The sequence below is a fragment of the Streptantibioticus ferralitis genome (genome assembly GCF_029223525.1).
Classification (GTDB): Bacteria; Actinomycetota; Actinomycetes; order Streptomycetales; family Streptomycetaceae; genus Streptantibioticus_A; species Streptantibioticus_A ferralitis.
Genome location: NZ_JARHTQ010000001.1, coordinates 382,487 through 405,672 on the forward strand (window position 1 = coordinate 382,487; position 23,186 = coordinate 405,672).

Here is a 23,186-nt window from a genome sequence, read left to right on the forward strand (position 1 = left end):
CCCAAAAAGAAAACCGCCGCGACGGCGAGAAGCCCCCACGGCGGGAAACCGGCGGTAGCCAACCAAGCGCACCCCAGAAGCGGATCCGCCGGGAGGGCGCCGACACTACGCCACGTTCACCCGTTGCCCCGGAGGCGCTGCCTCCAGCCAGGCGAGGAAGCCCGTCAGGGCGTCATCGCTCATCGCCAGTTCCAGACGGGTGCCCCGGTGCGTACAAACCAGCACCACGGAGTCGGAGAGCAGCGCCAGCTCCTCCTCGCCCTGCGGGGTGCGGCGCTCGATGACCTCGATGGCGGAGCGTTCGAGAACGCGACGCGGGCGCGGCGCGTAGGAGAAGACCCGGAACCACTCGACGCGGTCGCCGCTGTACCGGGCCACGCCGTACACCCAGCCCTTGCCGGTGGGCTCGACCGCCGTCTCCTCGACGGACCGCAGACTGCAGTCGAAGGTGCCGCCCGGCCGCTGGATCAGCCTGCGGCGCAGTCCGAAGACGAAAAGGCCGATCGCGGCCACCGCGACGGCCAGTCCGAACAGCTGCAAAGCGAGGACCATGCCCACTGACCTCCTCGCTTCACGTCCGGGGTGGCCGGACACCTGTTACAGACAGCTCCTGCTGCGGCCGGGCCGCGGATCGCCGGTCTGGCGGTCCGCGGCCTCAGGTCGCGTCTCAGTACGTGCCGGTAGCGACACGCAGTCGTGCGGCGGCCTTGAGCTCCGCCGCCGCGTCCGCCTCCGCCTTGGCGACCTCAAGCTCACGCTCGGCGCGCTCGACGTCGATCTCGTCCGCGAGCTCGGCGATCTCCGCGAGAATCGAGAGCTGGTTGTCCGCGAACGAGATGAACCCGCCGTGCACCAGCGCGACGACCGGGCCGTCGGCGGTACGGATGGTTACCGGACCGAACTCCAACACACTGAGCAGCGGCTGGTGGCCCGGCATGATGCCTACGTCGCCCGACACCGTGCGCGCGACGACGATGTTGGCTTCGCCGGTCCAGACCTTGCGGTCGGCGGCGACCAGCTCGACGTGCAGCTCGGCCAAGATGGCTCCTCGGGTCTCCACCCACCGCTGCCGGCAGGTGTTGGGTCACAGAATAACGGGGTGCGAGACGGGGGGCGGGACCAGCCCGCCCCCCCATCACGCGTCGAGGCTCCGGGCGTCAGGAGACGCCGAGCTCCTTGGCGTTGGCCTTCAGGTCCTCAAGGCCACCGCACATGAAGAACGCCTGCTCCGGGAAGTGGTCGTACTCACCGTCGGCGATCGCGTTGAACGCGCTGATCGACTCCTCCAGCGAGACGTCCGAACCGTCCACACCGGTGAACTGCTTCGCCGCGTGGGTGTTCTGGGACAGGAACCGCTCGATGCGACGGGCGCGGTGGACGGTGAGCTTGTCCTCCTCGCCCAGCTCGTCGATACCGAGAATGGCGATGATGTCCTGGAGGTCCTTGTACTTCTGCAGGATCCCCTTGACGCGCATGGCGCAGTCGTAGTGGTCCTGCGCGATGTAGCGCGGGTCCAGGATGCGGGACGTGGAGTCCAGCGGGTCCACGGCCGGGTAGATGCCCTTCTCCGAGATCGGCCGGGAGAGCACCGTGGTCGCGTCGAGGTGCGCGAAGGTGGTCGCCGGGGCCGGGTCGGTCAGGTCATCCGCCGGAACGTAGATCGCCTGCATCGAGGTGATCGAGTGGCCGCGGGTCGAGGTGATGCGCTCCTGCAGGATGCCCATCTCGTCGGCGAGGTTCGGCTGGTAGCCCACCGCGGACGGCATACGGCCGAGCAGGGTGGAGACCTCGGAACCGGCCTGGGTGAAGCGGAAGATGTTGTCGATGAAGAACAGCACGTCCTGCTTCTGCACATCGCGGAAGTACTCCGCCATGGTCAGACCGGCCAGCGCGACCCGCAGACGGGTGCCCGGGGGCTCGTCCATCTGGCCGAAGACCAGCGCGGTCTTGTCGAGGACGCCGGACTCCTCCATCTCCTGGATGAGGTCGTTGCCCTCACGGGTGCGCTCGCCGACACCGGCGAACACCGACACACCCTCGTGCAGCTTCGCCACACGCATGATCATTTCCTGGATGAGGACCGTCTTGCCGACGCCCGCACCACCGAACAGACCGATCTTGCCGCCCTTGACGTACGGGGTCAGCAGGTCGACGACCTTCAGACCGGTCTCGAACATCTCGGTCTTCGACTCAAGCTGGTCGAAGGCCGGGGCCTTGCGGTGGATCGGCCAGCGCTCGGTGACCTCGACCGTGGACGGGTCCACGTTCAGGATCTCGCCGAGGGTGTTGAACACCCGGCCCTTGGTGACATCGCCGACCGGCACGGAGATGCCGGCGCCGGTGTCGGTCACCTCGGCCTGGCGGACCAGGCCGTCGGTGGGCTGCATCGAGATCGCGCGGACCAGTCCGTCGCCCAGGTGCTGGGCGACCTCAAGGGTCAGCGTGCGCTTCTCCCCGGCGTTGGCCGGGTCAGCGACCTCGACGTGCAGCGCGTTGTAGATCTCGGGCATCGCGTCGACGGGGAACTCCACGTCGACGACCGGGCCGATGACCCGCGCGACGCGGCCCGTCGCCGTAGCCGTCTCAACAGTGGTGGTCATGGTTATCGGTCACTCCCCGCGGTCGCGTCGGCCAGGGCGCTCGCGCCACCGACGATCTCGCTGATTTCCTGGGTGATATCGGCCTGGCGGGCCGCGTTGGCAAGCCGCGAAAGCGACTTGATGAGTTCCTCGGCGTTGTCGGTCGCCGACTTCATCGCCCGGCGGCGGGCGGCGTGCTCGGAGGCCGCCGCCTGCAGCAGTGCGTTGTAGACCCGGCTCTCGACGTACCGCGGCAGCAGTGCGTCCAGCACACCTTCCGCGGACGGCTCGAACTCGTAGAGCGGCATCGGCTTGCCGGCGTGCTCGACCGCCTCCTCGACCGCCTCCGCGGTCTTCTCAAGGCTGATCGGCAGCAGCCGGTCGTCCATCGGTGACTGCGTCATCATCGACACGAACTCCGTGAAGACGATGTGCAGTTCATCGACGCCGCCCTCATCCGAGCCCGCGATCACGGACTCGATCAGGGGGTCGGCGACCCGCTTGGCGTCCGCGTACGTGGGGCTGTCGGTGAAGCCGGTCCACGAGCCCGCGGCGTCACGTCCGCGGAAGTTGTAGTACGCCACACCCTTGCGGCCCACGATGTACGGCACGACCTCCTTGCCCTCGGAGCGCAGCCGCTCCGTGAGCCCTTCGGCCGCCTTGATCGCGTTGGAGGAGTACCCGCCGGCCAGACCGCGGTCGCTCGTGATGAGCAGCACCGCGGCGCGCGTCGGGTTCTCGTTCTCGGTGGTCAGCGGGTGCTTGTCGGTGGAGCCCGTGGCCACCGCCGCCACCGCGCGGGTCAGCGCCTTGGCATACGGAGTGGAGGCGGCCACCGCGCGCTGCGCCTTCACAATGCGCGCCGCGGCGATCATCTCCATCGCCTTGGTGATCTTCTTGGTGGCGGTGACGGAGCGGATGCGGCGCTTGTAGACCCGAAGTTGAGCGCCCATGCTCAGCCCTCACCCAGCAGCTTGCCGTCCGAGGTCTCGAACTGCTTCTTGAAGGTGTCGACCGCCTCGGAGATGGCCTCGATGGTCGCGTCGGACATCTTGGCGCCCTCGCGGATGCTGGTCAGCAGGTCCTTCTTCTCGCGCTCCATCCAGTCCAGGAGTTCGCGCTCGAAGCGGCGGATGTCCACCACCGGGACGTCGTCCAGCTTGCCGTTGGTACCGGCCCAGATGGAGACGACCTGCTCCTCGACCGGGTACGGCGAGTACTGGCCCTGCTTGAGCAGCTCGACCATGCGCTTACCGCGCTCCAGCGCCGCCTTGGAGGCCGCGTCCAGGTCGGAACCGAAGGCGGCGAACGCCTCCAGCTCGCGGTACTGGGCGAGGTCCACCCGCAGCCGGCCGGAGACCTGGCGCATCGCCTTGTGCTGGGCGGAGCCACCGACACGGGAGACCGAGATACCCACGTTCAGCGCCGGGCGCTGGCCCGCGTTGAACAGGTCGGACTCCAGGAAGCACTGGCCGTCGGTGATGGAGATGACGTTGGTCGGAATGAACGCCGAGACGTCGTTGGCCTTGGTCTCCACGATCGGCAGACCGGTCATCGAACCGGCGCCCATGTCGTCGGAGAGCTTGGCGCAACGCTCCAGCAGACGGGAGTGCAGGTAGAAGACGTCACCCGGGTAGGCCTCACGGCCCGGCGGGCGGCGCAGCAGCAGGGACACCGCACGGTAGGCGTCGGCCTGCTTGGACAGGTCGTCGAAGACGATCAGGACGTGCTTGCCCTGGTACATCCAGTGCTGGCCGATGGCGGAACCGGTGTACGGGGCGAGGTACTTGAAGCCCGCCGGGTCGGACGCCGGGGCCGCGACGATCGTCGTGAACTCCAGGCAGCCCGCCTCCTCCAGCGCACCGCGCACGGACGCGATGGTGGAGCCCTTCTGGCCGACGGCCACGTAGATGCAGCGGACCTGCTTGTTCGGGTCGCCGGAGCGCCAGTTGTCGCGCTGGTTGATGATCGTGTCGACGGCGAGCGCGGTCTTACCGGTCTGCCGGTCGCCGATGATCAGCTGGCGCTGGCCGCGGCCGATCGGGGTCATCGCGTCGACGGCCTTCAGACCGGTCTGCATCGGCTCGTGCACCGACTTGCGAACCATGACGCCCGGGGCCTGCAGTTCGAGGGCGCGGCGACTGTCGGTCTCGATCTCGCCGAGGCCGTCGATCGGGTTGCCCAGCGGGTCGACAACGCGGCCGAGGTAGCCCTCGCCCACGGCCACGGACAGCACCTCGCCGGTACGACGGACGGTCTGCCCCTGCTCGATGCCGCTGAACTCACCGAGGACAACGGCGCCGATCTCCCGCTCCTCAAGGTTGAGGGCGAGGCCGAGGGTGCCGTCCTCGAACTTCAGCAGTTCGTTCGCCATGGCCGAGGGCAGGCCCTCGACGTGCGCGATGCCGTCGCCGGCATCGCTGACCGTTCCGACCTCCTCGCGCGAGGCCGCGTCCGGCTTGTACGACTGGACAAAGTTCTCCAGCGCGTCCCGGATCTCCTCCGGCCGGATCGTGAGCTCCGCCATCTGGGTTCCCTGCTCTCCTTGTTGGGCCCTAAGTATCTTTACGGCCCAACTCGGGCCGCTTCAGTGCTACGCGTGTTCTTCGGGGGCTGTCCCCAGTCCCCATCGGTGGCTGGTCAGCCGGTCAGCCGCCGGGTCGCCTCTTCGAGGCGGCTGGCGACCGTGCCGTCGATGACCTCGTCGCCGATCCGCACGCTGATCCCGCCGAGGACCTCGGGGTCCACGTCCAGGTTCAGGTGCACCTGGCGGCCGTACAGCTTGGCCAGCGCCGCACCGAGACGCTGCTTTTGCTGGTCGGACAGCGGAACCGCCGAAGTGACCACCGCGACCATCCGACCGCGGCGCTCCGCGGCCAGCTTGGAGAGGGCGTCGAGCCCTGCCTCCAGGCTACGGCCCCGCGGATGTGCCACAAGGCGCGCGACAAGACGGACGGTGACGGGGTGCGCCCGGCCGCCCAGCAGCCTGGTGATCAACTCCGCCTTGGCCGAGCCGCTGGTCGCGCCACCGGTCAGCACGGCACGCAGCTCGGGGGTCGAGCCGATGATCCGCGCGATGCGGAACAGCTCGTCCTCCACGTCGTCGAGCGCATCGGCGCGCTCGGCGACGATGAGCTCCGCGACGTCCGAGAGGTTCTCCACCGCGTCGACCAGGTCGCGCGACGCCGACCAGCGCGACCGGACCATGCCGGCGACCAGGTCGACGGTCTCGCCGCTGACCTGCCCGCCCAGCAGCCGCTGTACGAGTTCGGCCTTGGCCTCGCCGCTCTGCGCCGGGTCGGTGAGGAGCCGGCGCAGCGACACCTCGCGGTCGAGCAGCGCCGTTACGGCAGCCAGTTCCTCGGCGAGCTGCGCCGCGTCGACGGCCGTGTTGTCCGTCAGCGCGTCGAGCCGCTCGCGTGCGGCGGCCAGTGCCTCGCGGCTTGCCCTGTTCATCGGTCGCGCTCCCCTTCTCGCTCGCTGCGCTCGCTCGTCGGCTCGGCTGCTCCGGCGTTCATCGCGTGGCCTCGGCCTTCTCCGCAAGCTCGTCGAGGAAGCGGTCGATGACACGGCTCTGCCGGGCGTGCTCCTGGAGCGCCTCGTCGACCAGCTTGCTGGCCAGTTCGACGGCGAGCTTGCCCACGTCCTGGCGCAGGGCCAGCGCGGCCTGCTTGCGGTCGGCCTCGATCTGCGCGTGGGCAGCGGCGATGATCTCCTCGCGCTGGCGCTGGCCTTCGCTGCGCATCTCGGCGATGAGCGCGGCACCCTGCTCCTGCGCCTCCTGGCGCAGGCGGTTGGCCTCGTGGCGAGCCTCGGCGAGCTGCTGGCGGTACTGCTCGAGCAACGCCTGTGCCTCGGCCTGGGCGGCCTCGGCCTTCTCCATTCCGCCTTCGATGGCCTCGTGCCGCTGCTCGAGCACCTTGTTGATGCGCGGCAGCAGCATCTTGGCCAGGAAGCCGAAGACGATAAGGAAGGCGACCAGGCCGATGACCAGCTCCGGGAGCGGTGGGATGAGCGGATTCTCCGCCTCGTCCGCCGCAATCTGCAGGAGAGTCACATCGGGACCTTTCGTCGGTTAAGGGCTGTCGGTCGGTTCGGTCAGTTCTGGCCGAACACGAACGGCATGACGATGCCGATGAGGGCGAGCGCCTCACAGAGCGCGAAGCCCAGGATCATGTTCTGACGGATCAGGCCGGTCGCCTCAGGCTGGCGGGCCATGGCCTGGACACCGTTACCGAAGATGATGCCGATACCCACGCCCGGGCCGATGGCGGCGAGGCCATAGCCGATGGAGGCGACGGAGCCGTAGACGTGCGTCTTGGGCGTGGCCGCAGCAGCGAGGGTGACGAGCTGGTCCATCATGTCGTTTTCTTCCTTAGTGTCTTTTTCCAGCTGGTGGGCGGGCCACCGAGGGCGGGTCAGAGGTTTGGGGGGACGCGGCGTCCGTCAGTGACCGGCGATCGCGCCGCGGACGTAGTCCGAGGCAAGGACGACGAACACATAGGCCTGCAGAGCCTGGATGAACAGCTCGAAGAGGGTCAGCACGACGACCATCACGAACGCGACGGCCGAGTACGCGATGCCGATGCCGTTCAGCGTGTACCAGGCGCCGACCGTGAAGATCAGCAGCAGCAGGTGGCCGGCGAACATGTTCGCGAAGAGTCGCACCGTGTGCGTGAACGGCCGGATGATCGTGTTGGAGAGGAACTCCAGCGGGAACACCAGGAAGGCGACGGCACCGAGGCCCTTCTGGTAACCGCAGAGGCTCTTCATCCCTCCGACGAAGCCGTGTCGCTTGAAGGTCAGCGTCATCCACGTCAGGTAGACGATCGCCGCGAGACCGGCCGGGAAGGCGATGATCGAGGTCACCGGGAACTGGGCGATCGGGATGATCGCCCACAGGTTCATGATCCAGATGAAGAAGAACAGCGTGACCATCAGGGGGACGAACTTCTCCCCCTCCTTGCGGCCCATCGTCTCGTGGACCACGCCGCGACGCACGAAGTCGTAGCCGGCCTCACCGACCATCTGCAGCTTGCCGGGCAGCAGCTTGGGCCTGGCGAAGGCCGCCCAGAAGAACCCGACCACAACGATCGTGGAGAGCACGGCGAGCAGCATCGGCTTGTTGAAGTGGACGCCGCCGACCGTGAAGAGAGGCTTGAAGACGAAGGAGTTCAGGCCCGGAGACGGGAAGCCGCAACCGCTGAAGATGTGGCAGTTGGTCTCGAAGGCGAGCATCTGGGGGTCAGCACTCACCACGGGCTCCTTCGGCGGCTTGACGCATGGTTACGGCAACCTCGGTGTGTCGGCGTGACGCGTGGCCACGGTGCGGCACTGGACTGGTCTCACTGATCGGGGGGTGGGACCGCAGCGGGCCAAGAGGACCGGCGGTCAGCGGCAGCGGGGGCTGTCGCACCGAGTGATGGCGCGACGTCGCCCGGATCCGCACATCCGCGTGCTGGCACGGACCATAGCAGGACGTGAGTACCGCATAAGCACGGGGGATCACCGTCCGGAAGCGGTTCGCCATGATCATGGCTTGCGCTCCGCTACGGGCTGTACGTAAAAGGTCTTCGCCTTCATATGGCCGCGGGTCTGACCGACGAGCCAGACCACCGTGGCGGCGATCACGGTGAAGGCGAACGCCCGGGGGCTGAGAAAGCTGACGCGCTCGAAGACGGCGATCAGGATGGCCATGGCCAGCAGCTGAGTCATGTACATCACCAGTCCCGCGGCCATGAACATCTCCGGGAACTTCTCCGCCGCCTTGTTCAGGCCGATCACGGCGAGACCGAAGAACAGCCCGGCGACCGCGACTCCGATCACGGAGCCGATCGCGCCTTTGCCGCCGGCGAGGACGGTGCTGAGGACGATCGCGATGACACCCACGGCGAGCGTGGGGATCGCGGCGCTCCGCAGGATCCGGGCGTCGTTGGACTGCATGGGGGCGGCTCCGAGCTGGAGTCGGGGGCGGGGATTGGGGCGATCGTACAACCGGGCGGAAGGCATTCTTCCGGCCGGAAGACCGTCTCGGTGGGGTCTTTCGGCTGTGGTCCCTGGTTTCGTGAACCGTATCACAAACTATTTGATGAGGTCTTTACCTACATCGTGTGCTCACTGTCACACCAATGGGCGACAGATGAGCGCATGCGGCTGACAGCCACCCCAGCCGCCTGGTATGCGGTAAAACAAGTAGTTCTGTCGGGTGGAAATCAGCGCGCGCTGCTGACTCGGCGACGATCGGGCAGTCGCGAGCGGTCGCCGATCGCGGTGGCGCCGTGCAGCCCTGCGCCGGACAGCTGCTGCTCCGCGCTGGTCGCGGCGAGCGCCGCCTCGGCTTCGGCGGCCGCCTTCGCCGCGGCCACCGCCCGCCGCCGACTGCTGCGGTAGCGCGGCGGAACGAAGGACTCCGCCCAGCGCGGCGCGCGCGGCTTGAAGCGCGGCAGCAGCAGGACGACCAGGCCGACCGCGCTGAGCGCGACGACCACCAGCACGATCCACAGGCTGGACGAACGCGCCGAGAACGCGACCGTGCCGAAGGCGATCAGCGCCGACCAGAAGTACATGATCAGCACCGCCCGGCTGTGCGAGTGCCCGATCTCCAGCAGCCGGTGGTGCAGATGGCCGCGGTCGGCGGCGAACGGCGACTGGCCGTTCCAGGTGCGCCGAACGATCGCCAGCACCAGGTCGGCGGCCGGAATCGCGATCAGCGTCAGCGGCAGCAGCAGAGGGATGTAGACCGGCACCATCGCGTGCACGGCCTCCCGCACCGAACCCGCGTTGCTGGTGATCACATCCGGGTCCACCTGGCCGGTGATCGAGATCGCTGACGCGGCCATCACCAGGCCGATCAGCATGGATCCCGAGTCCCCCATGAAGATCCGCGCCGGGTGGATGTTGTGCGGCAGGAAGCCCATGCAGATGCCGATGAGGATGGCGCTGAACAGGGTCGCGGGCGCGGCGTTCTCCACCCCGTACCCGAACCACAGCCGGTACGCGTACATGAAGAACGCGATGGCGGCGATGCCCACCATGCCCGCGGCCAAGCCATCAAGCCCGTCAACGAAGTTGACGGCGTTGATGGTGATGACGACCAGCGCCACGGTCAGCAGCGTCGACTGCATCGGGCTGAGCGACACCGGCCCGATGCCCGGCACCGGCAGGTACAGGATCGTCAGGCCCTGCATCACCATCACGCCCGCGGCGATCATCTGCCCGCCGAGCTTGATCAGCGCGTCCACGCCCCACTTGTCGTCCAACACGCCGAGCAGCCAGATCAGCCCGGCTCCCGACAGCAGTGCGCGCGGCTCGTTGGAGAGTTTGAACACATCACCGAGATTGGGCAGCGCGGAGGCCACCAGCAGTCCCGCGCACAGACCCCCGAACAGCGCGATCCCGCCCAGTCGCGGAGTGGGCTCACGGTGCACGTCACGTGCCCGGATCTCCGGCATCGCGCCCGCGGCAATGGCGAACTTCCGCACCGGGCCGGTCAGCAGATACGTGACGGCCGCTGCGACGCAGAGTGTCAGGAGGTATTCGCGCACAGCGTCACACCTTATTCGCCTCCGAGCCAGGAGCGTGAACAAAGATGAGGACACACAGGAACCCCGAACGGTTCCATCGCGTCTTCACAATGTTCACAGTGGTGATCAGGCGAGCCGCCAAAGGGCACGTCACAGCCGGGTGTACGGCGGGAACGCGGCTGCCAGCTCGGCGACCTCCACCGCCACTCCTCCCTCTCCCCGCAACGCCCGTCCCACCAGTTTCGCGATCCGCTCCATCTCCGATTCCCGCATGCCCTGCGTGGTGACCGCCGCCGTCCCGAGCCGTATCCCGGAGACCGAACCGGTCGGTACCGGGTCGGACGGCAGGGCGCACTTGTCCAGCGAGATGCGGGCCGCGGCGCACCGCCCGCGCGCCAGCAGGCCGGTGAGGTCGAGCGCCGAGACGTCCGCGGTGATCAGATGGGTGTCGGTACCGCCGGTCTGCGGGGGCAGCTCCTGGGCGGCCAGCGCCCCGGCGAGCACCTGGGCGTTGGTGACGACCTGGTGCGCGTACTCGGCGAAGGCGGGCGTGGCGGCCTCGCCGAGGGCGACGCCGGTGGCCGCCACGGTGTGCATCTGCGGGCCGCCCTGGGTGAACGGGAAGACCGCGCGGTCGATACGGGCGGCGAGCTCGGAGCCGCACAGGATGATGCCGCCGCGCGGGCCGCGCAGCGTCTTGTGCGTGGTGGCGCACACCACGTCCGCGTACGGCACCGGGCTGGGCGCGGCGCCGCCCGCGACCAGGCCGAGGGTGTGCGCGGCGTCCACGATCAGATACGCCTCCACCTCGTCGGCGATCTCGCGGAAGGCCGCGTAGTCGATGTGCCGCGGGTACGAGGTGGAGCCCGCCACGATCGCCTTGGGGTGGCGGGTGAGCGCGAGGTCGCGCAGCTGGTCGTAGTCGATCAGTCCGGTACCGGGACGCACCCCGTACCCGGCGAAGTCGAACCACCGGCCGGAGAAGTTCGCCGGGCTGCCGTGCGTGAGGTGGCCGCCGTGCGGCAGCGACATCGCCAGAACGGTGTCGCCGGGCACCAGCAGGGCCGCGTACGCCGCCAGGACGGCTGAGGAGCCGGAGTAGGGCTGCACATTGGCGTGCGCGCAGCCGAAGAGCGCACAGGCCCGCTCGATGGCCAGCCGCTCCGCGAGGTCCACCAGTTCGCAGCCGCCGTGGTGGCGCTGGCCCGGATAGCCCTCCGCGTACTTGTTGGTGAGCGGCGAGCCGAGCGCCGCGAGTACGGCGGGAGAGGCGAAGTTCTCGGCCGCTATCAGCTGCAGTCCGGCCGTCTGGCGCTCGTACTCGGCGAGCAGTACGCCGGCCAGCTCCGGATCCTGGCGGCGCAGTGCGTCGAAGTCGGCGGCGTGCGCGGCGGCGTACGGCGCCGTGCGCGCGTCCGTCTCAGGGGTGGTTCCGGCAACCGCCATGGCGCCCGCTCCCGGCCTGTCTCAGGTGACCTGCCAACCACTCTAGGCGCGGCGCCCCCGCACCGCGCCCTGACGGCGCCGTTGCGCGTCCGCCACCAGACGGTACCGGGGCTCTCCCCGCGCGTCGGGAGGAACCGGAACCGGCGGCCGGCCCCGGACCGGTGCTCAGCTCACCCGTGACGGGACGCCCGTGAGGGCGGTGACCACGGGATCCAGCGCGCTGTGGATCTCCGCGCCGATGTGCCGGAACACCGTCACCGGCGCGCCGTAGGGGTCGTAGACCTCGTCGGCTTCCGCGTTGGGCGCCAGTAGCCAGCCGCGCAGCGCCGCCGCGGCGCGGACCAGCGCGCGGGCCCGGTCGATCACGCAGCCGTCGGGCAGCGTCGCCGGGTCTATGGCCCGGACCAGCCGGGTGAACTCCTTGAGCGTGAAGGTGCGCAGACCCGCCGCATGGCCCATCGACACCACCTGGGCGCGGTGGTCACGGGTGGCGGTGAGCACCAGGTCGGCCTCGATGACATGGTCGTCGATGAGCTCCCGGCCGTGGAAACCGTCGGGGTCGGCGCCGTACTCGGCCAGTACGGTGGCGGCGTGCGCCTCCATGGGCGCGCCGACATGGCCCCAGGTGCCCGCGCTGCGCACCGCGATCTGCGCGGCGCCGTCGCCGAGCCTGCGGTCGAGTTCCAGGCGGGTCAGCCGTTCGGCCATGGGAGAGCGGCAGACGCTTCCGGTGCACACGTAGAGCACACGGAAACGGTCCTCCCCCACTGCGCCGCCCGTTATGCCCCGCTCGTCGGGGCTGGTCAGCACCATGGGTCCGCCCCGACGCGATAGCAGCTGTCGGTGCCGCTCACGCCACTTCCTCCAGGTCGGGTACGACCTCGCGGAGCTGCTCGGCGCTCAGCGCGCCGGCCCGCAGCAGCACCGGGACCTTGCCGGTGACGTCCACGATCGAGGACGGTACCGCGTCCGGGGTCGGACCCCCGTCGAGGTAGACGGAGACCGAGTCGCCGAGCATGTTCTGCGCGGCCTCGCAGGTCTGCGGAGACGGGTGTCCCGTCAGGTTGGCGCTGGAGACCGCCATCGGGCCGGTCTCGGTGAGCAGTTCGATGGCGACCGGATGCAGCGGCATTCGGATCGCGACCGTGCCGCGGGTGTCGCCCAGGTCCCACTGGAGCGACGGCTGGTGGCGGGCGACCAGGGTCAGCGCACCGGGCCAGAACGCGTCCACCAGTTCCCAGGCCTGCTCGGAGAAGTCGGTGACCAGACCGTGCAGGGTGTTCGGGGAGCCGACGAGCACCGGCGAGGGCATGTTGCGGCCCCGGCCCTTGGCCTGCAGCAGATCGCCGACGGCCTCGCCGTTGAAGGCGTCCGCGCCGATGCCGTACACGGTGTCGGTGGGCAGCACCACGAGCTCACCGCGGCGCACCGCCGAGGCGGCCTCGCGCAGCCCGGTGGCGCGGTCGGACGCGTCGGAGCAGTCGTAACGCCGAGCCATTAGCTGTCCTCCATCTGATGGGCCTGGGTGTCGAGGGTGGAGACCGGGTTCACGGTGTCGCCTTGCGGGCCGAGGTGGTCCGACGTCCCGGGAGGCGACCGGGCGCGATCATGGGGTGGCCTTTCGGGCCGAGGTGAAGCGGGGTCGGTTGTTCAGGTCGCGGTGGTCGGCCGCGTCGGCCCAGCCGGTCTCCTCGTTGAAGATCCACGGGACCTGGCCGCCCTGGGTGTCGGCGTGTTCCACCACCACGCAACCGCCGGGCCGCAGCAGCCGGTGCGCGGTGCGCTCCAGGCCGCGGATGGTCTCCAGACCGTCCTCGCCGGAGAAGAGGGCGAGCTGCGGATCGTGGTCCCTGGCCTCGGGCGCCACGAACTCCCACTCGGTCAGCGGGATGTAGGGCGGGTTGCTGATCACCAGGTCGACCTGGCCGTTCAGTTCCGGCAACGCGGTCAGCGCGTCCCCCTGGTGCAGCGTCACCCGGGAGCCCTCGACGTTCTTGCGCGTCCAGTACAGCGCGCCCTCGTCCAGCTCGACCGCGTGCACCCGGGAGCGCGGCACCTCTTGGGCCAGCGCCAGCGCGATCGCGCCGGAGCCGGTGCACAGGTCCACGATGAGCGGCTCCGCGACATCCATGGCCCGCACCGCGTCTATGGCCCAGCCGACCACCGACTCGGTCTCCGGACGGGGCACGAACACCCCCGGGCCCACCTGGAGTTCCAGGTACCGGAAGAAGGCGCGACCGGTGATGTGCTGCAGCGGCTCGCGGTTCTCCCTGCGGGCCACCGCTTCCCAGTACCGGGCGTCGAAGTCGGCGTCGGCGACGTTGTGCAGCTCACCGCGCTTGACCCCGTGCACGTACGCGGCCAACTCCTCCGCGTCGAAACGGGGCGAGGGCACACCGGCATCGGCCAACCGCTGGGTGGCCTGGGCCACCTCCGCGAGCAGCAGGTTCACGCGCGATCCGTCCTTCTCGGTGAGCCGTGGTAGGCGGGCTTACTGGGCCGCGGCCAGCTTCGCCGCGGAGTCGGCGTCGACGCACGCCTGGATGACGACGTCGAGGTCCCCGTCGAGTACCTGGTCCAAGTTGTACGCCTTGAAGCCCACCCGGTGGTCGGAGATCCGGTTCTCCGGGAAGTTGTACGTCCGGATCCGCTCCGAGCGGTCCACCGTGCGGACCTGGCTGCGGCGCGCGTCCGACGCCTCCCGCTCGGCCTCCTCCTGGGCGGCGGCCAGCAGCCGGGAGCGCAGGATGCGCAGCGCCTGCTCCTTGTTCTGGAGCTGGCTCTTCTCGTTCTGGCAGGAGACGACGATGCCGGTCGGCAGGTGCGTGATGCGGACCGCGGAGTCGGTGGTGTTGACGGACTGGCCGCCGGGGCCCGACGAGCGGTACACGTCGATGCGCAGGTCGTTGGCGTTGATCTCCACCTCGACCTCCTCGGCCTCCGGGGTGACCAGCACGCCCGCGGCCGAGGTGTGGATACGGCCCTGGGACTCGGTGGCCGGCACCCGCTGTACGCGGTGCACCCCGCCCTCGTACTTCAGCCGGGCCCACACGCCCTGGCCGGGCTCGGCGTTGCCCTTGGCCTTGACCGCCACCTGTACGTCCTTGTAACCGCCGAGGTCGGACTCGTTGGCGTCGAGGATCTCGGTCTTCCAGCCGACCCGCTCCGCGTACCGCAGGTACATCCGCAGCAGGTCACCGGCGAACAGCGCGGACTCCTCGCCGCCCTCGCCCGCCTTGACCTCAAGGATCACGTCCTTGTCGTCGCTGGGGTCGCGCGGCACGAGCAGCAGCCGGAGGCGGTCCGTGATCTCCTCACGGTGCTGCTCCAGCTGCTTGACCTCCGCGGCGAACTCCGGGTCGTCCTGACCGAGTTCGCGAGCGGTCTCGATGTCGTCGCCGGTCTGCTTCCATTCCCGGTACGTGCCGACAATGGGCGTGAGCTCGGCGTAACGCTTGTTGAGCTTGCGCGCCTCGGCCTGGTCGGCGTGGACCGCCGGGTCGGCAAGCCGCTTTTCGAGGTCGGCGTGCTCGCCGATCAGTTCCTCGACCGCCTCGAACATCTTCGGTTCCCTTGGTACGTACGGGACTGGGGGACGAACGCCAAAAAGCCGGTCCGGCCGCCCCCGTGGCAGGGGCGGCGAGGACCGGCGTGCGAACCGCTACTTCTTGGCGGAACCGGCGTTCTTGCCGAAGCGGGCCTCGAAGCGGGCGACACGGCCGCCGGTGTCGAGGATCTTCTGCTTGCCGGTGTAGAAGGGGTGGCACGCCGAGCAGACGTCCGCACGGATGGCGCCGTCAGTCTTGGTGCTCCGGGTGCTGAACGAGGCGCCGCAGGTGCAGGTGACCTCGGTGACCACGTACTCCGGGTGAATCTCGCGCTTCAAGGGGTTCTCCTAGGTTCGGGAGGGCACCGGGTCGTACCGCGGGATTGCGGGACGTGAACCGGGGCCGACGTACCAGTCTGCCAGGACCGGCCCGTACTCCCAAAACCGGGCCCCGGGCGATGCTATTCCCCGGGCCGACCCAGGCCCCCGGAAACGGGGGCCGGGGGGCTCCGCCCCGAGATGAAGCCCTTACTTCACCCAGCCGCGCGCCAGCGCACCATCCCCGGCGGAACCGTGCTTCGCCGCAGCCGGGACCGGGCGGTCACCCCGCAGGGCCGACCAGACCAGCGCGGACTTGCTCTCCATCGGGACGACCCGGTTCGGGTCGGCCTGGTCGTACTGGACCGGCATGGTCACCATGTCGAGGTCGCCGGACTTGATGTTCCTCAGCCCCTCCGCGAAGCCGACCAGCGCGTTGACCGACGCCAGTTCGGAGTCGGTGGTGAGCGCCTTGGTCGCGGTGTCGGCGACCTTGTACAGCTTGGCCGGGTTGGTCAGCGTGCCCACGCTGTGCGCCTGGGCCAGCAGCGCCTTCATGAATGCCTGTTGGAGCTGGATGCGGCCCAGGTCGCTGCCGTCGCCGACGCCGTGCCGGGTGCGGACCAGGCCGAGCGCCTGCTCGCCGCCCAGCGTGTGGGTACCGGCGGGCAGGTCGAGGTGGCTGTCGCGGTCGTTGATCGGCTTGGTGGTGGTGATCGGAACGCCGCCCATGGCGTCGATCAGGTTCTTGAAGCCGGTGAAGTCGACCTCGATGTAGTGGTCCATGCGGATGCCGGTCATCGACTCGACGGTCTTGACCGCACAGGCCGGGCCGCCGACCGAGTAGGCGTCGTTGAACATGTCGCTGCTCGACGCGGGGACGGAGGTCCCGTCGGAGCTCGTACAGGCCGGGCGGTGCACCAGGGTGTCTCGCGGAATGCTGACCACGGTGGCCTTCTGGTGGCCCTTGTACAGGTGCACGATCATCGCGGTGTCGGAGCGGGCGCCGCCCTCGTCCCGGCCGTACTGCCCGTTCTTCCCGGCCCGTGAGTCCGAGCCGAGTACGAGGATGTCCATCGAGCCGTTGTCGATGTTCTTCGGGCGGTCCTTGCCCAGCTGGGCGTTGATGTCGACGCCGGTGATGTTGCCGTTCAGCCGGAGGTAGACGTATCCCAGGCCCAGGCCGCCGAGTGCGACGGCCCCGGCGAGCGTCCAGGCGGTGATCCGCAGGGCCTTGCTCCGGGGCCTGCGGCGGCGTCCGGGGCCGCGCAGCGCGGCCATCCGGCCGGTCGTCGGCCTGTCGTTCTCGCCCATCAATCCTCGCTTCTTCCTTCGGCTACCCCCTGCCGCCCGCAAGAAATGCAGTGGGAACGGTCTGTTCCGCAGTGTCAGACGTCTGCTCGCGCCACCCGGGTTCCAGTCCCAGAAGTGGTGAACGTCTCCTATGCCGCCATTGCGCTCACGCACAGCCGCGGCACAGCCGACACAGACAAGGGGCCGCCCCCGGCACCGAAGTGACGGGGGCGGCCCCTTGACGGCAACTCGCCTGTCAGTCGCCGCCGTTGCCCGGCGTCGTCTTGGCGATCTGCATCAGGAACTCGGCGTTGGACTTGGTCTGCTTCATCTTGTCCAGCAGCAGCTCGATGGCCTGCTGCGAGTCCAGGGCGTGCAGCACCCGGCGCAGCTTCCAGACGATGCTGAGCTCCTCCGGCGCAAGCAGGATCTCCTCCTTGCGGGTGCTGGACGCGTCGACGTCCACCGCCGGGAAGATGCGCTTGTCGGAGAGCTTGCGGTCCAGGCGCAGCTCCATGTTGCCGGTGCCCTTGAACTCCTCGAAGATCACCTCGTCCATCCGCGAGCCGGTCTCGACCAGCGCGGTGGCCAGGATGGTCAGCGAACCGCCGTCCTCGATGTTGCGCGCGGCGCCGAAGAACTTCTTCGGCGGGTAGAGCGCGGTGGAGTCCACACCACCGGACAGGATGCGGCCGGAGGCAGGCGCCGCGAGGTTGTACGCGCGGCCCAGACGGGTGATGGAGTCCAGCAGCACGACCACGTCATGGCCCAGCTCCACCAGGCGCTTGGCGCGCTCGATGGCCAGCTCCGCGACCGTGGTGTGGTCCTCCGCCGGGCGGTCGAAGGTCGAGGAGATGACCTCGCCCTTGACCGACCGCTGCATGTCGGTGACCTCTTCCGGACGCTCGTCGACCAGGACGACCATCAGGTGGCACTCGGGGCTGTTGTGGGTGATCGCGTTGGCGATCGCCTGCATGATCATGGTCTTACCGGTCTTCGGCGGGGCCACGATCAGACCACGCTGGCCCTTGCCGATCGGCGCGACCAGGTCGATGATCCGCGGGGTCAGCTGGTTCGGCTCGTTCTCCAGCCGCAGCCGCTCCTGCGGGTACAGCGGGGTGAGCTTGCCGAACTCCGGCCGCCCACGGCCGGTTTCGGGCGCCATGCCGTTCACCGAGTCAAGCCGGACAAGGGCGTTGAACTTCTCGCGCCGCTCGCCGTCCTTGGGCTGCCGCACCGCACCGGTGACGTGGTCGCCCTTGCGCAGGCCGTTCTTGCGGACCTGGGCGAGCGAGACGTACACGTCGTTCGGGCCCGGCAGATAGCCGGAGGTGCGGATGAACGCGTAGTTGTCCAGGATGTCGAGGATGCCGGCGACCGGGATCAGGACGTCGTCCTCGGCGAGCTGCGGCTCGCCCGCGGCGAAGTCGTCACGGCCACGGCGGCCACGGCGGTCGCGGTAGCGGCCGCGACGGCCGCGGCGGCCGCCCTCGAAGTCGTCATCGACCTGGCCCTGACCCTGGCCCTGGCCCTGGCGGTCGCCGCCGCCCTGGCTGGCGGCGCCCTCCTCGCCACGGCGGCGGTCACGCTGGCGGTCCCGGCGGCCGCCCTCACGGTCACCGCGGTCGCCCCGCTCCTGGCGGTCGCCCTTCTGGCCGCGCTCGCCCTGGCGGTCCCGGCGGCCCTCACGGTCGCCCTGGCCCTGCTCGGCACCGGCCTCGCCCTTGGCCGGCTCCTCGGCCTTGGCGGCCTTCGGCTCGGCGGTGGCGGTGGCCGTGGCGGCGGGCTGCTCGGCGGCCTTCGGCTCGGCCTTCTCGGTGACGGTCTTGTCGGCGGCGGCCGTACGGCGGCCACGGCGCTCGGCGACCGGCTTGTCGCCGGCGGGCTGGCCCGGAATGTCAATCTGCTGCTGGCCCTCGGCGGACGCGGCGGCCGCGGGCTCCGCGGCGGCCTCGCCGGTACGCGCTCGCGAGGTCGTGCGGCGCTTGGGCTTCTCGGCGGCGGGGGCGGCGGTGGTCGAGCCGCCGCCCGCCTGCCGCTCCTTGATGACCTCGATCAACTGGCCCTTGCGCATCCGCGCGGTGCCCTTGATTCCGAGTGCCGAGGCCACCTGCTGGAGCTCAGCCAGAACCATGCCCTCAAGGCCGGTGCCAGACCGGCGACGCCTGGGGGCACTACCGGTGGCAGTACCGGTGGCAGGCGCGGCGGCATCGGATGCGGCGGCAGCGCTGTCTGCGCGTACGCCCATCAGATCGGTGGTGTCGCTCACGAAGGGTCCTTCCCTGGAGCGGGCGTCGGCCTGATCGGCTCGGCGACCGGTTGTGCTGTCCGGATTCCGGGCTTTCATTGCGGTGCCCGGATCCGGGGCGGTGGTCCGCCTGACGGCGGGAGAAATACTGCATGGTGGTTCGGTGCGATGAGGTCACACGGAGGTGGCCGGTCCTTCGCACCGACTCCGGAGCGTGCTCGGCACTGCAAAGGCAGGCTGCTCAGGCAGTGAGGGAGGCTCCCGGAAGAATGGCGATCCCGCTACGGAACACCCCGATACGGGACACACAACACCGCGGCACCATACACAGGTATGGTCCGTCGAGTGCAGACTTGAGGTTAACACTACCTGATCCAACAAATATTCCCCCTCTCCGCGCCCGGCAATCGTGCTTCGGGACTGTGCCGGTCGTACCGCCGGTCCGGCCGGCACGGGGCGCGGTGCTGCCGCGCGCAGTTCTTCCCTTGTCGCCCATTGGCTCAAACCCCCGCCTCGTCCCCCGGGTCATCAGACGGCCGCTCCCGAGCTGTCCGCCCCAACACTGGCCAGCGGGAGCACCGTGGCCCCCGACGCGTCCATCGTCAGCCGATTGGCCGCCCAGCCCGCTCCGGCCACCGCGGCGACCTTGTCGGCCGTGCCGTCCTCCGTCAGCGCCAGCACGGTCGGCCCCGCGCCGGAGATGACCGCGGGGACCCCGTCGGCGCGCAACCGGTTGACCAGCGCCACGCTTTCCGGCATCGCCGGTGCCCGGTACTCCTGGTGGAGCCGGTCCTCGGTGGCGGCGAGCAGCAGTTCCGGGCGCCGGGTCAGCGCCTCCACCAGCAGCGCCGCGCGCCCGGCGTTGACCGCCGCGTCCACGTGCGGGACGGTGCGCGGCAGCAGGCCCCGTGCGGTTTCGGTCAGCACCGGCTTGGCGGGCACGAAGACCACCGGGACGACGGACGGCGCCGGGTCCATCCGGATCGCTCTGGCCGCCCCGGACTCGGTCCAGGCCAGGGTGAATCCGCCGAGCAGACAGGCCGCCACGTTGTCGGGATGGCCCTCGATCTCGGTGGCCAGTTCCAGCATCGCCGTGTCGTCCAGCTTCTCCGGGCCGCCTATGGTCACCGCGCGGGCGGCCATGATGCCCGCGCAGATGGCGGCGGAGGAGGAGCCGAGGCCGCGGCCGTGCGGGATGCGGTTGGCGCAGACCACCTCAAGGCCGCGCGGTTGGCCGCCGAGCAGGTCGAACGTGGTGCGCAGGGACCGTACGACCAGGTGCTTCTCGTCACGGGCCAGGGTGTCGGCGCCTTCACCCGCGATGTCGACGTGCAGGCCGCAGTCGGCGACCCGGACCACGACGTCGTCGTACAGCCCCAGGGCCAGGCCGAGGGCGTCGAAGCCGGGTCCGAGGTTGGCGCTGGTGGCGGGGGTGCGCACTCGGACGGCGGCTGCGCGGAAGGCTGGACCGGCCATCGGTCGAAGAGTCTCCTTGTGTGGCAAGTGCAGTGCTGCCTTGGGGCCTTGGCGTCATCAGCCGGTGGCAACGCGAGGGCTTGTCCGTCGCCCGGGGGCGACGACGGTGGCGACACGGGCCAATGCCAACGGCATGGGCCGAAGCGGCACACGACGGCGCCGATGGGTGCCAGCCTATCGAAGGAAGGTTCTGCTGCGACATAGGGCGCACGAACGGCGCGCGATGCGTGTCGCACGCCGTGCCATGCGCTCCCCGCAGGTCGGGCGGTCCTTCGCCGGGTCGCGGTGCCCCCGGCCGGGGCCGCTGACAGCTGCTGCGACACCGCCGGAGAGGCTTACGCCAGGCCCAGCCGTTCCGCGGCCGCGTCGGCGTCCACCGGAACGGTGATCGGCTGCGGGGCGCCCGCGACGGCCCAGTCCGGGTCCTTCAGGCCGTTTCCGGTCACCGTGCAGACGATCCGCTGGCCCGGGTCGACCTTGCCCTCCTCCGCGGCCTTGAGCAGACCGGCCACCGAGGCGGCCGAGGCAGGTTCCACGAAGACGCCCTCACGCGAGGCCAACAGTCGGTAGGCGGAGAGGATTTGACGGTCCGTCACCGCCTCGATGAGGCCGCCGGACTCGTCCCGGGCCGCCTCCGCGAACTTCCAGGAGGCGGGGTTGCCGATCCGGATCGCGGTGGCGATGGTCTGCGGCTGGCGTACCGGCGCGCCGTTCACGATCGGCGCCGAACCGGCCGCCTGGAAGCCCCACATCCGCGGAGCGCGGGTGGAGATACCGTCAGCGGCGTACTCCTGGTAGCCCTTCCAGTAGGCCGTGATGTTCCCCGCGTTGCCCACCGGGAGGACGTGGATGTCCGGCGCGTCGCCGAGCGCGTCCACGATCTCGAAGGCGGCGGTCTTCTGCCCCTCGATACGTGCCGGGTTGACGGAATTGACCAGCGCCACCGGGTACTTCTCGGACAGTCCACGCGCGAGGTCCAGGCAGTCGTCGAAGTTGCCGTCGACCTGCAGGATCCGCGAACCGTGCACCAGCGCCTGGCCCATCTTGCCGAGCGCGATCTTGCCCTGCGGCACCAGCACGGCGCAGACCATCCCGGCCCGTACCGCGTAAGCCGCCGCGGAAGCGGAGGTGTTGCCGGTGGACGCGCAGATGACCGCCTGTGCGCCCGCCTCCTTGGCCTTGGAGATGGCCATGGTCATGCCGCGGTCCTTGAACGAGCCGGTGGGGTTGGCCCCCTCGACCTTCAAGTAGACGTCGCAGCCGGTGCGTTCGGAGAGCAACTGTGCGGGAACGAGCGGGGTGCCGCCCTCCAGCAGCGTGACCACGGGGGTCACGGCGGTCACCGGGAGGCGGTCCCGGTACTCCTCGATGATGCCGCGCCACTGGTGGGTGCCGGACATTCGCCCGGCGACGGAGCCGCCCGGACCGGCAGGGTGATCGACAACGGCGTTCATGACTGGATTACTCCCCTTCCACACGCATGATGCTCGCGACGCCGCGTACGGTGTCGAGTTTCCGCAGGGCCTCGACGGTTGCCGACAAAGCGGCGTCGGGCGCGCGGTGGGTGACGACGACGAGGGAGGCTTCCCCGTCCTTGCCCTGCTGCCGAACGGTGTCAATGGACACCTGGTGCTCGGCGAAGACCGTGGCGACCTGGGCCAGCACACCGGGTTTGTCGGCCACGTCCAGGCTGATGTGGTAGCGCGTGACCACCTCGCCCATCGGGCTCACCGGCAGCCGGGTGTACGCGGACTCACCCACTCCGGTGGTCTTCGCCAGCTTGTTGCGGCAGGCCGCGACCAGGTCACCGAGGACCGCGGAGGCGGTGGGCGCACCGCCCGCGCCGGGCCCGTAGAACATCAACTGCCCGGCGGCGTCCGCCTCGACGAAGACCGCGTTGTACGCCTCGCGGACGCTCGCCAGCGGGTGGCTGAGCGGAATCATCGCCGGGTGCACGCGTGCGGTCACCGACCGGCCGTCCGCGCTGCGCTCGCAGATCGCCAGCAGCTTGACCGTGCAGCCCATCCGCTTGGCGGAGGCGATGTCGGCGGCGGTGACCTCGGTGAGGCCCTCGCGGTGCACATCGTCGATGGTGACCCGGGTGTGGAAGGCGATTCCGGCGAGGATCGCGGCCTTGGCGGCGGCGTCGAACCCCTCGACGTCGGCGGTCGGGTCGGCCTCCGCGTAACCGAGCGCGGTGGCCTCGTCGAGCGCCTCGGAGTAACCGGCGCCGGTGGAGTCCATCCGGTCCAGGATGAAGTTGGTGGTGCCGTTGACGATGCCGAGCACCCGGTTGACCTTGTCACCGGCGAGCGACTCGCGCAGCGGCCGGATCAGCGGGATGGCACCGGCCACCGCGGCCTCGTAGTACAGGTCCACACCGTTTTGGACGGCGGCGGCGTGCAGCGTGGCACCGTCGGCGGCGAGCAGCGCCTTGTTGGCGGAGACCACGCTGGCGCCGTGCTCGAACGCGGTGGTGATGAGGGTGCGTACCGGCTCGATGCCGCCGATTACCTCCACGACGACGTCCACGTCCCCGCGTTTGACCAGGGCGGTCGCATCAGTGGTGATCAGCTCGGCGGGCACGCCCTTGCGCACCCGGTCCGGGCGGCGCACCGCGATTCCGGCGAGCTCGACCGGGGCGCCGATCCGGGCCGTGAGGTCGTCCGCGTGCGTCGTCATGATGCGCGCCACCTCGGAGCCGACCACCCCACAGCCCAGCAGCGCCACCTTCAGCGGACGCGTACGCATCATCC

General features: G+C 69.8%; 22 protein-coding genes. All 22 read right to left on the reverse strand.

The features are described 5' to 3' along the window. Window positions 1-105: 105 nt before the first annotated feature. The 22 genes from P2L57_RS01735 to P2L57_RS01840 all read right to left on the reverse strand — a co-directional run bounded on the left by P2L57_RS01735 (window position 106) and on the right by P2L57_RS01840 (window position 23,184). Window positions 106-552 carry a DUF2550 domain-containing protein gene (locus tag P2L57_RS01735; protein ID WP_275806993.1) on the reverse strand — a complete coding sequence of 149 codons (447 nt, stop codon included), beginning with the start codon at window positions 550-552 and terminating at the stop codon, window positions 106-108. A gap of 115 nt (window positions 553-667) precedes the next feature. After that, on the reverse strand, window positions 668-1,042 hold the full coding sequence (locus P2L57_RS01740; protein WP_275807601.1) for a F0F1 ATP synthase subunit epsilon: 375 nt from the start codon (window positions 1,040-1,042) through the stop codon (window positions 668-670). Between the two features lie 115 nt (window positions 1,043-1,157). Beyond that, window positions 1,158-2,600 carry a F0F1 ATP synthase subunit beta gene (atpD, locus tag P2L57_RS01745; protein ID WP_275806995.1) on the reverse strand — a complete coding sequence of 481 codons (1,443 nt, stop codon included), beginning with the start codon at window positions 2,598-2,600 and terminating at the stop codon, window positions 1,158-1,160. 2 nt (window positions 2,601-2,602) lie between these two features. After that, window positions 2,603-3,532 (reverse strand): F0F1 ATP synthase subunit gamma, encoded by a 930-nt coding sequence (locus tag P2L57_RS01750; RefSeq protein WP_275806997.1) that lies wholly within the window; start codon window positions 3,530-3,532, stop codon window positions 2,603-2,605. A 2-nt stretch (window positions 3,533-3,534) separates the two neighbouring features. Further along, entirely contained in the window at window positions 3,535-5,106 is a 1,572-nt protein-coding gene (atpA, locus tag P2L57_RS01755; RefSeq protein WP_275806999.1) for a F0F1 ATP synthase subunit alpha, read from the reverse strand. Between the two features lie 113 nt (window positions 5,107-5,219). Then, the gene (locus P2L57_RS01760) at window positions 5,220-6,035 is read right to left on the reverse strand and encodes a F0F1 ATP synthase subunit delta (protein ID WP_275807001.1); all 816 of its coding nucleotides are present in this window, start codon (window positions 6,033-6,035) and stop codon (window positions 5,220-5,222) included. Window positions 6,036-6,093: 58 nt separating this feature from the next. Further along, window positions 6,094-6,636, reverse strand: coding sequence for a F0F1 ATP synthase subunit B (locus P2L57_RS01765; protein ID WP_275807003.1), 543 nt, complete (start codon window positions 6,634-6,636; stop codon window positions 6,094-6,096). A 41-nt stretch (window positions 6,637-6,677) separates the two neighbouring features. Beyond that, window positions 6,678-6,938, reverse strand: a complete 261-nt coding sequence (gene atpE, locus P2L57_RS01770) for an ATP synthase F0 subunit C (RefSeq protein ID WP_275807604.1) — start codon at window positions 6,936-6,938, stop codon at window positions 6,678-6,680. An 87-nt stretch (window positions 6,939-7,025) separates the two neighbouring features. Then, window positions 7,026-7,817, reverse strand: coding sequence for a F0F1 ATP synthase subunit A (gene atpB, locus P2L57_RS01775; RefSeq protein WP_303655874.1), 792 nt, complete (start codon window positions 7,815-7,817; stop codon window positions 7,026-7,028). Window positions 7,818-8,111: 294 nt separating this feature from the next. After that, window positions 8,112-8,522, reverse strand: coding sequence for a Cg1360 family ATP-synthase-associated protein (locus P2L57_RS01780; RefSeq protein WP_275807007.1), 411 nt, complete (start codon window positions 8,520-8,522; stop codon window positions 8,112-8,114). A gap of 269 nt (window positions 8,523-8,791) precedes the next feature. Then, on the reverse strand, window positions 8,792-10,123 hold the full coding sequence (locus P2L57_RS01785; protein WP_275807009.1) for an MraY family glycosyltransferase: 1,332 nt from the start codon (window positions 10,121-10,123) through the stop codon (window positions 8,792-8,794). 129 nt (window positions 10,124-10,252) lie between these two features. After that, the gene (gene glyA / locus P2L57_RS01790; protein WP_275807011.1) at window positions 10,253-11,548 is read right to left on the reverse strand and encodes a serine hydroxymethyltransferase; all 1,296 of its coding nucleotides are present in this window, start codon (window positions 11,546-11,548) and stop codon (window positions 10,253-10,255) included. 165 nt (window positions 11,549-11,713) lie between these two features. Next, on the reverse strand, window positions 11,714-12,355 hold the full coding sequence (locus P2L57_RS01795; RefSeq protein WP_372515584.1) for an arsenate reductase/protein-tyrosine-phosphatase family protein: 642 nt from the start codon (window positions 12,353-12,355) through the stop codon (window positions 11,714-11,716). Between the two features lie 43 nt (window positions 12,356-12,398). Then, window positions 12,399-13,046: an L-threonylcarbamoyladenylate synthase gene (locus P2L57_RS01800; RefSeq protein WP_275807015.1), complete on the reverse strand. Its 648-nt coding sequence runs from the start codon at window positions 13,044-13,046 to the stop codon at window positions 12,399-12,401. Window positions 13,047-13,154: 108 nt separating this feature from the next. Further along, the gene (gene prmC / locus P2L57_RS01805; RefSeq protein ID WP_275807017.1) at window positions 13,155-14,000 is read right to left on the reverse strand and encodes a peptide chain release factor N(5)-glutamine methyltransferase; all 846 of its coding nucleotides are present in this window, start codon (window positions 13,998-14,000) and stop codon (window positions 13,155-13,157) included. A gap of 39 nt (window positions 14,001-14,039) precedes the next feature. Further along, window positions 14,040-15,110 (reverse strand): peptide chain release factor 1, encoded by a 1,071-nt coding sequence (prfA, locus tag P2L57_RS01810; RefSeq protein ID WP_275807019.1) that lies wholly within the window; start codon window positions 15,108-15,110, stop codon window positions 14,040-14,042. 99 nt (window positions 15,111-15,209) lie between these two features. Next, the gene (gene rpmE / locus P2L57_RS01815; RefSeq protein WP_275807021.1) at window positions 15,210-15,434 is read right to left on the reverse strand and encodes a 50S ribosomal protein L31; all 225 of its coding nucleotides are present in this window, start codon (window positions 15,432-15,434) and stop codon (window positions 15,210-15,212) included. 189 nt (window positions 15,435-15,623) lie between these two features. After that, window positions 15,624-16,727, reverse strand: coding sequence for an LCP family protein (locus P2L57_RS01820; protein WP_275807023.1), 1,104 nt, complete (start codon window positions 16,725-16,727; stop codon window positions 15,624-15,626). Window positions 16,728-16,962: 235 nt separating this feature from the next. Continuing rightward, on the reverse strand, window positions 16,963-18,975 hold the full coding sequence (rho, locus tag P2L57_RS01825) for a transcription termination factor Rho (RefSeq protein WP_275807025.1): 2,013 nt from the start codon (window positions 18,973-18,975) through the stop codon (window positions 16,963-16,965). Between the two features lie 507 nt (window positions 18,976-19,482). Beyond that, a complete protein-coding gene (gene thrB, locus P2L57_RS01830) occupies window positions 19,483-20,430 on the reverse strand; it encodes a homoserine kinase (protein ID WP_275807027.1) in 948 nt (315 codons plus the stop codon). A 335-nt stretch (window positions 20,431-20,765) separates the two neighbouring features. Then, window positions 20,766-21,830 carry a threonine synthase gene (gene thrC / locus P2L57_RS01835; protein ID WP_275807607.1) on the reverse strand — a complete coding sequence of 355 codons (1,065 nt, stop codon included), beginning with the start codon at window positions 21,828-21,830 and terminating at the stop codon, window positions 20,766-20,768. Window positions 21,831-21,891: 61 nt separating this feature from the next. Next, window positions 21,892-23,184, reverse strand: coding sequence for a homoserine dehydrogenase (locus P2L57_RS01840; RefSeq protein WP_275807029.1), 1,293 nt, complete (start codon window positions 23,182-23,184; stop codon window positions 21,892-21,894). Window positions 23,185-23,186 lie beyond the last annotated feature (2 nt).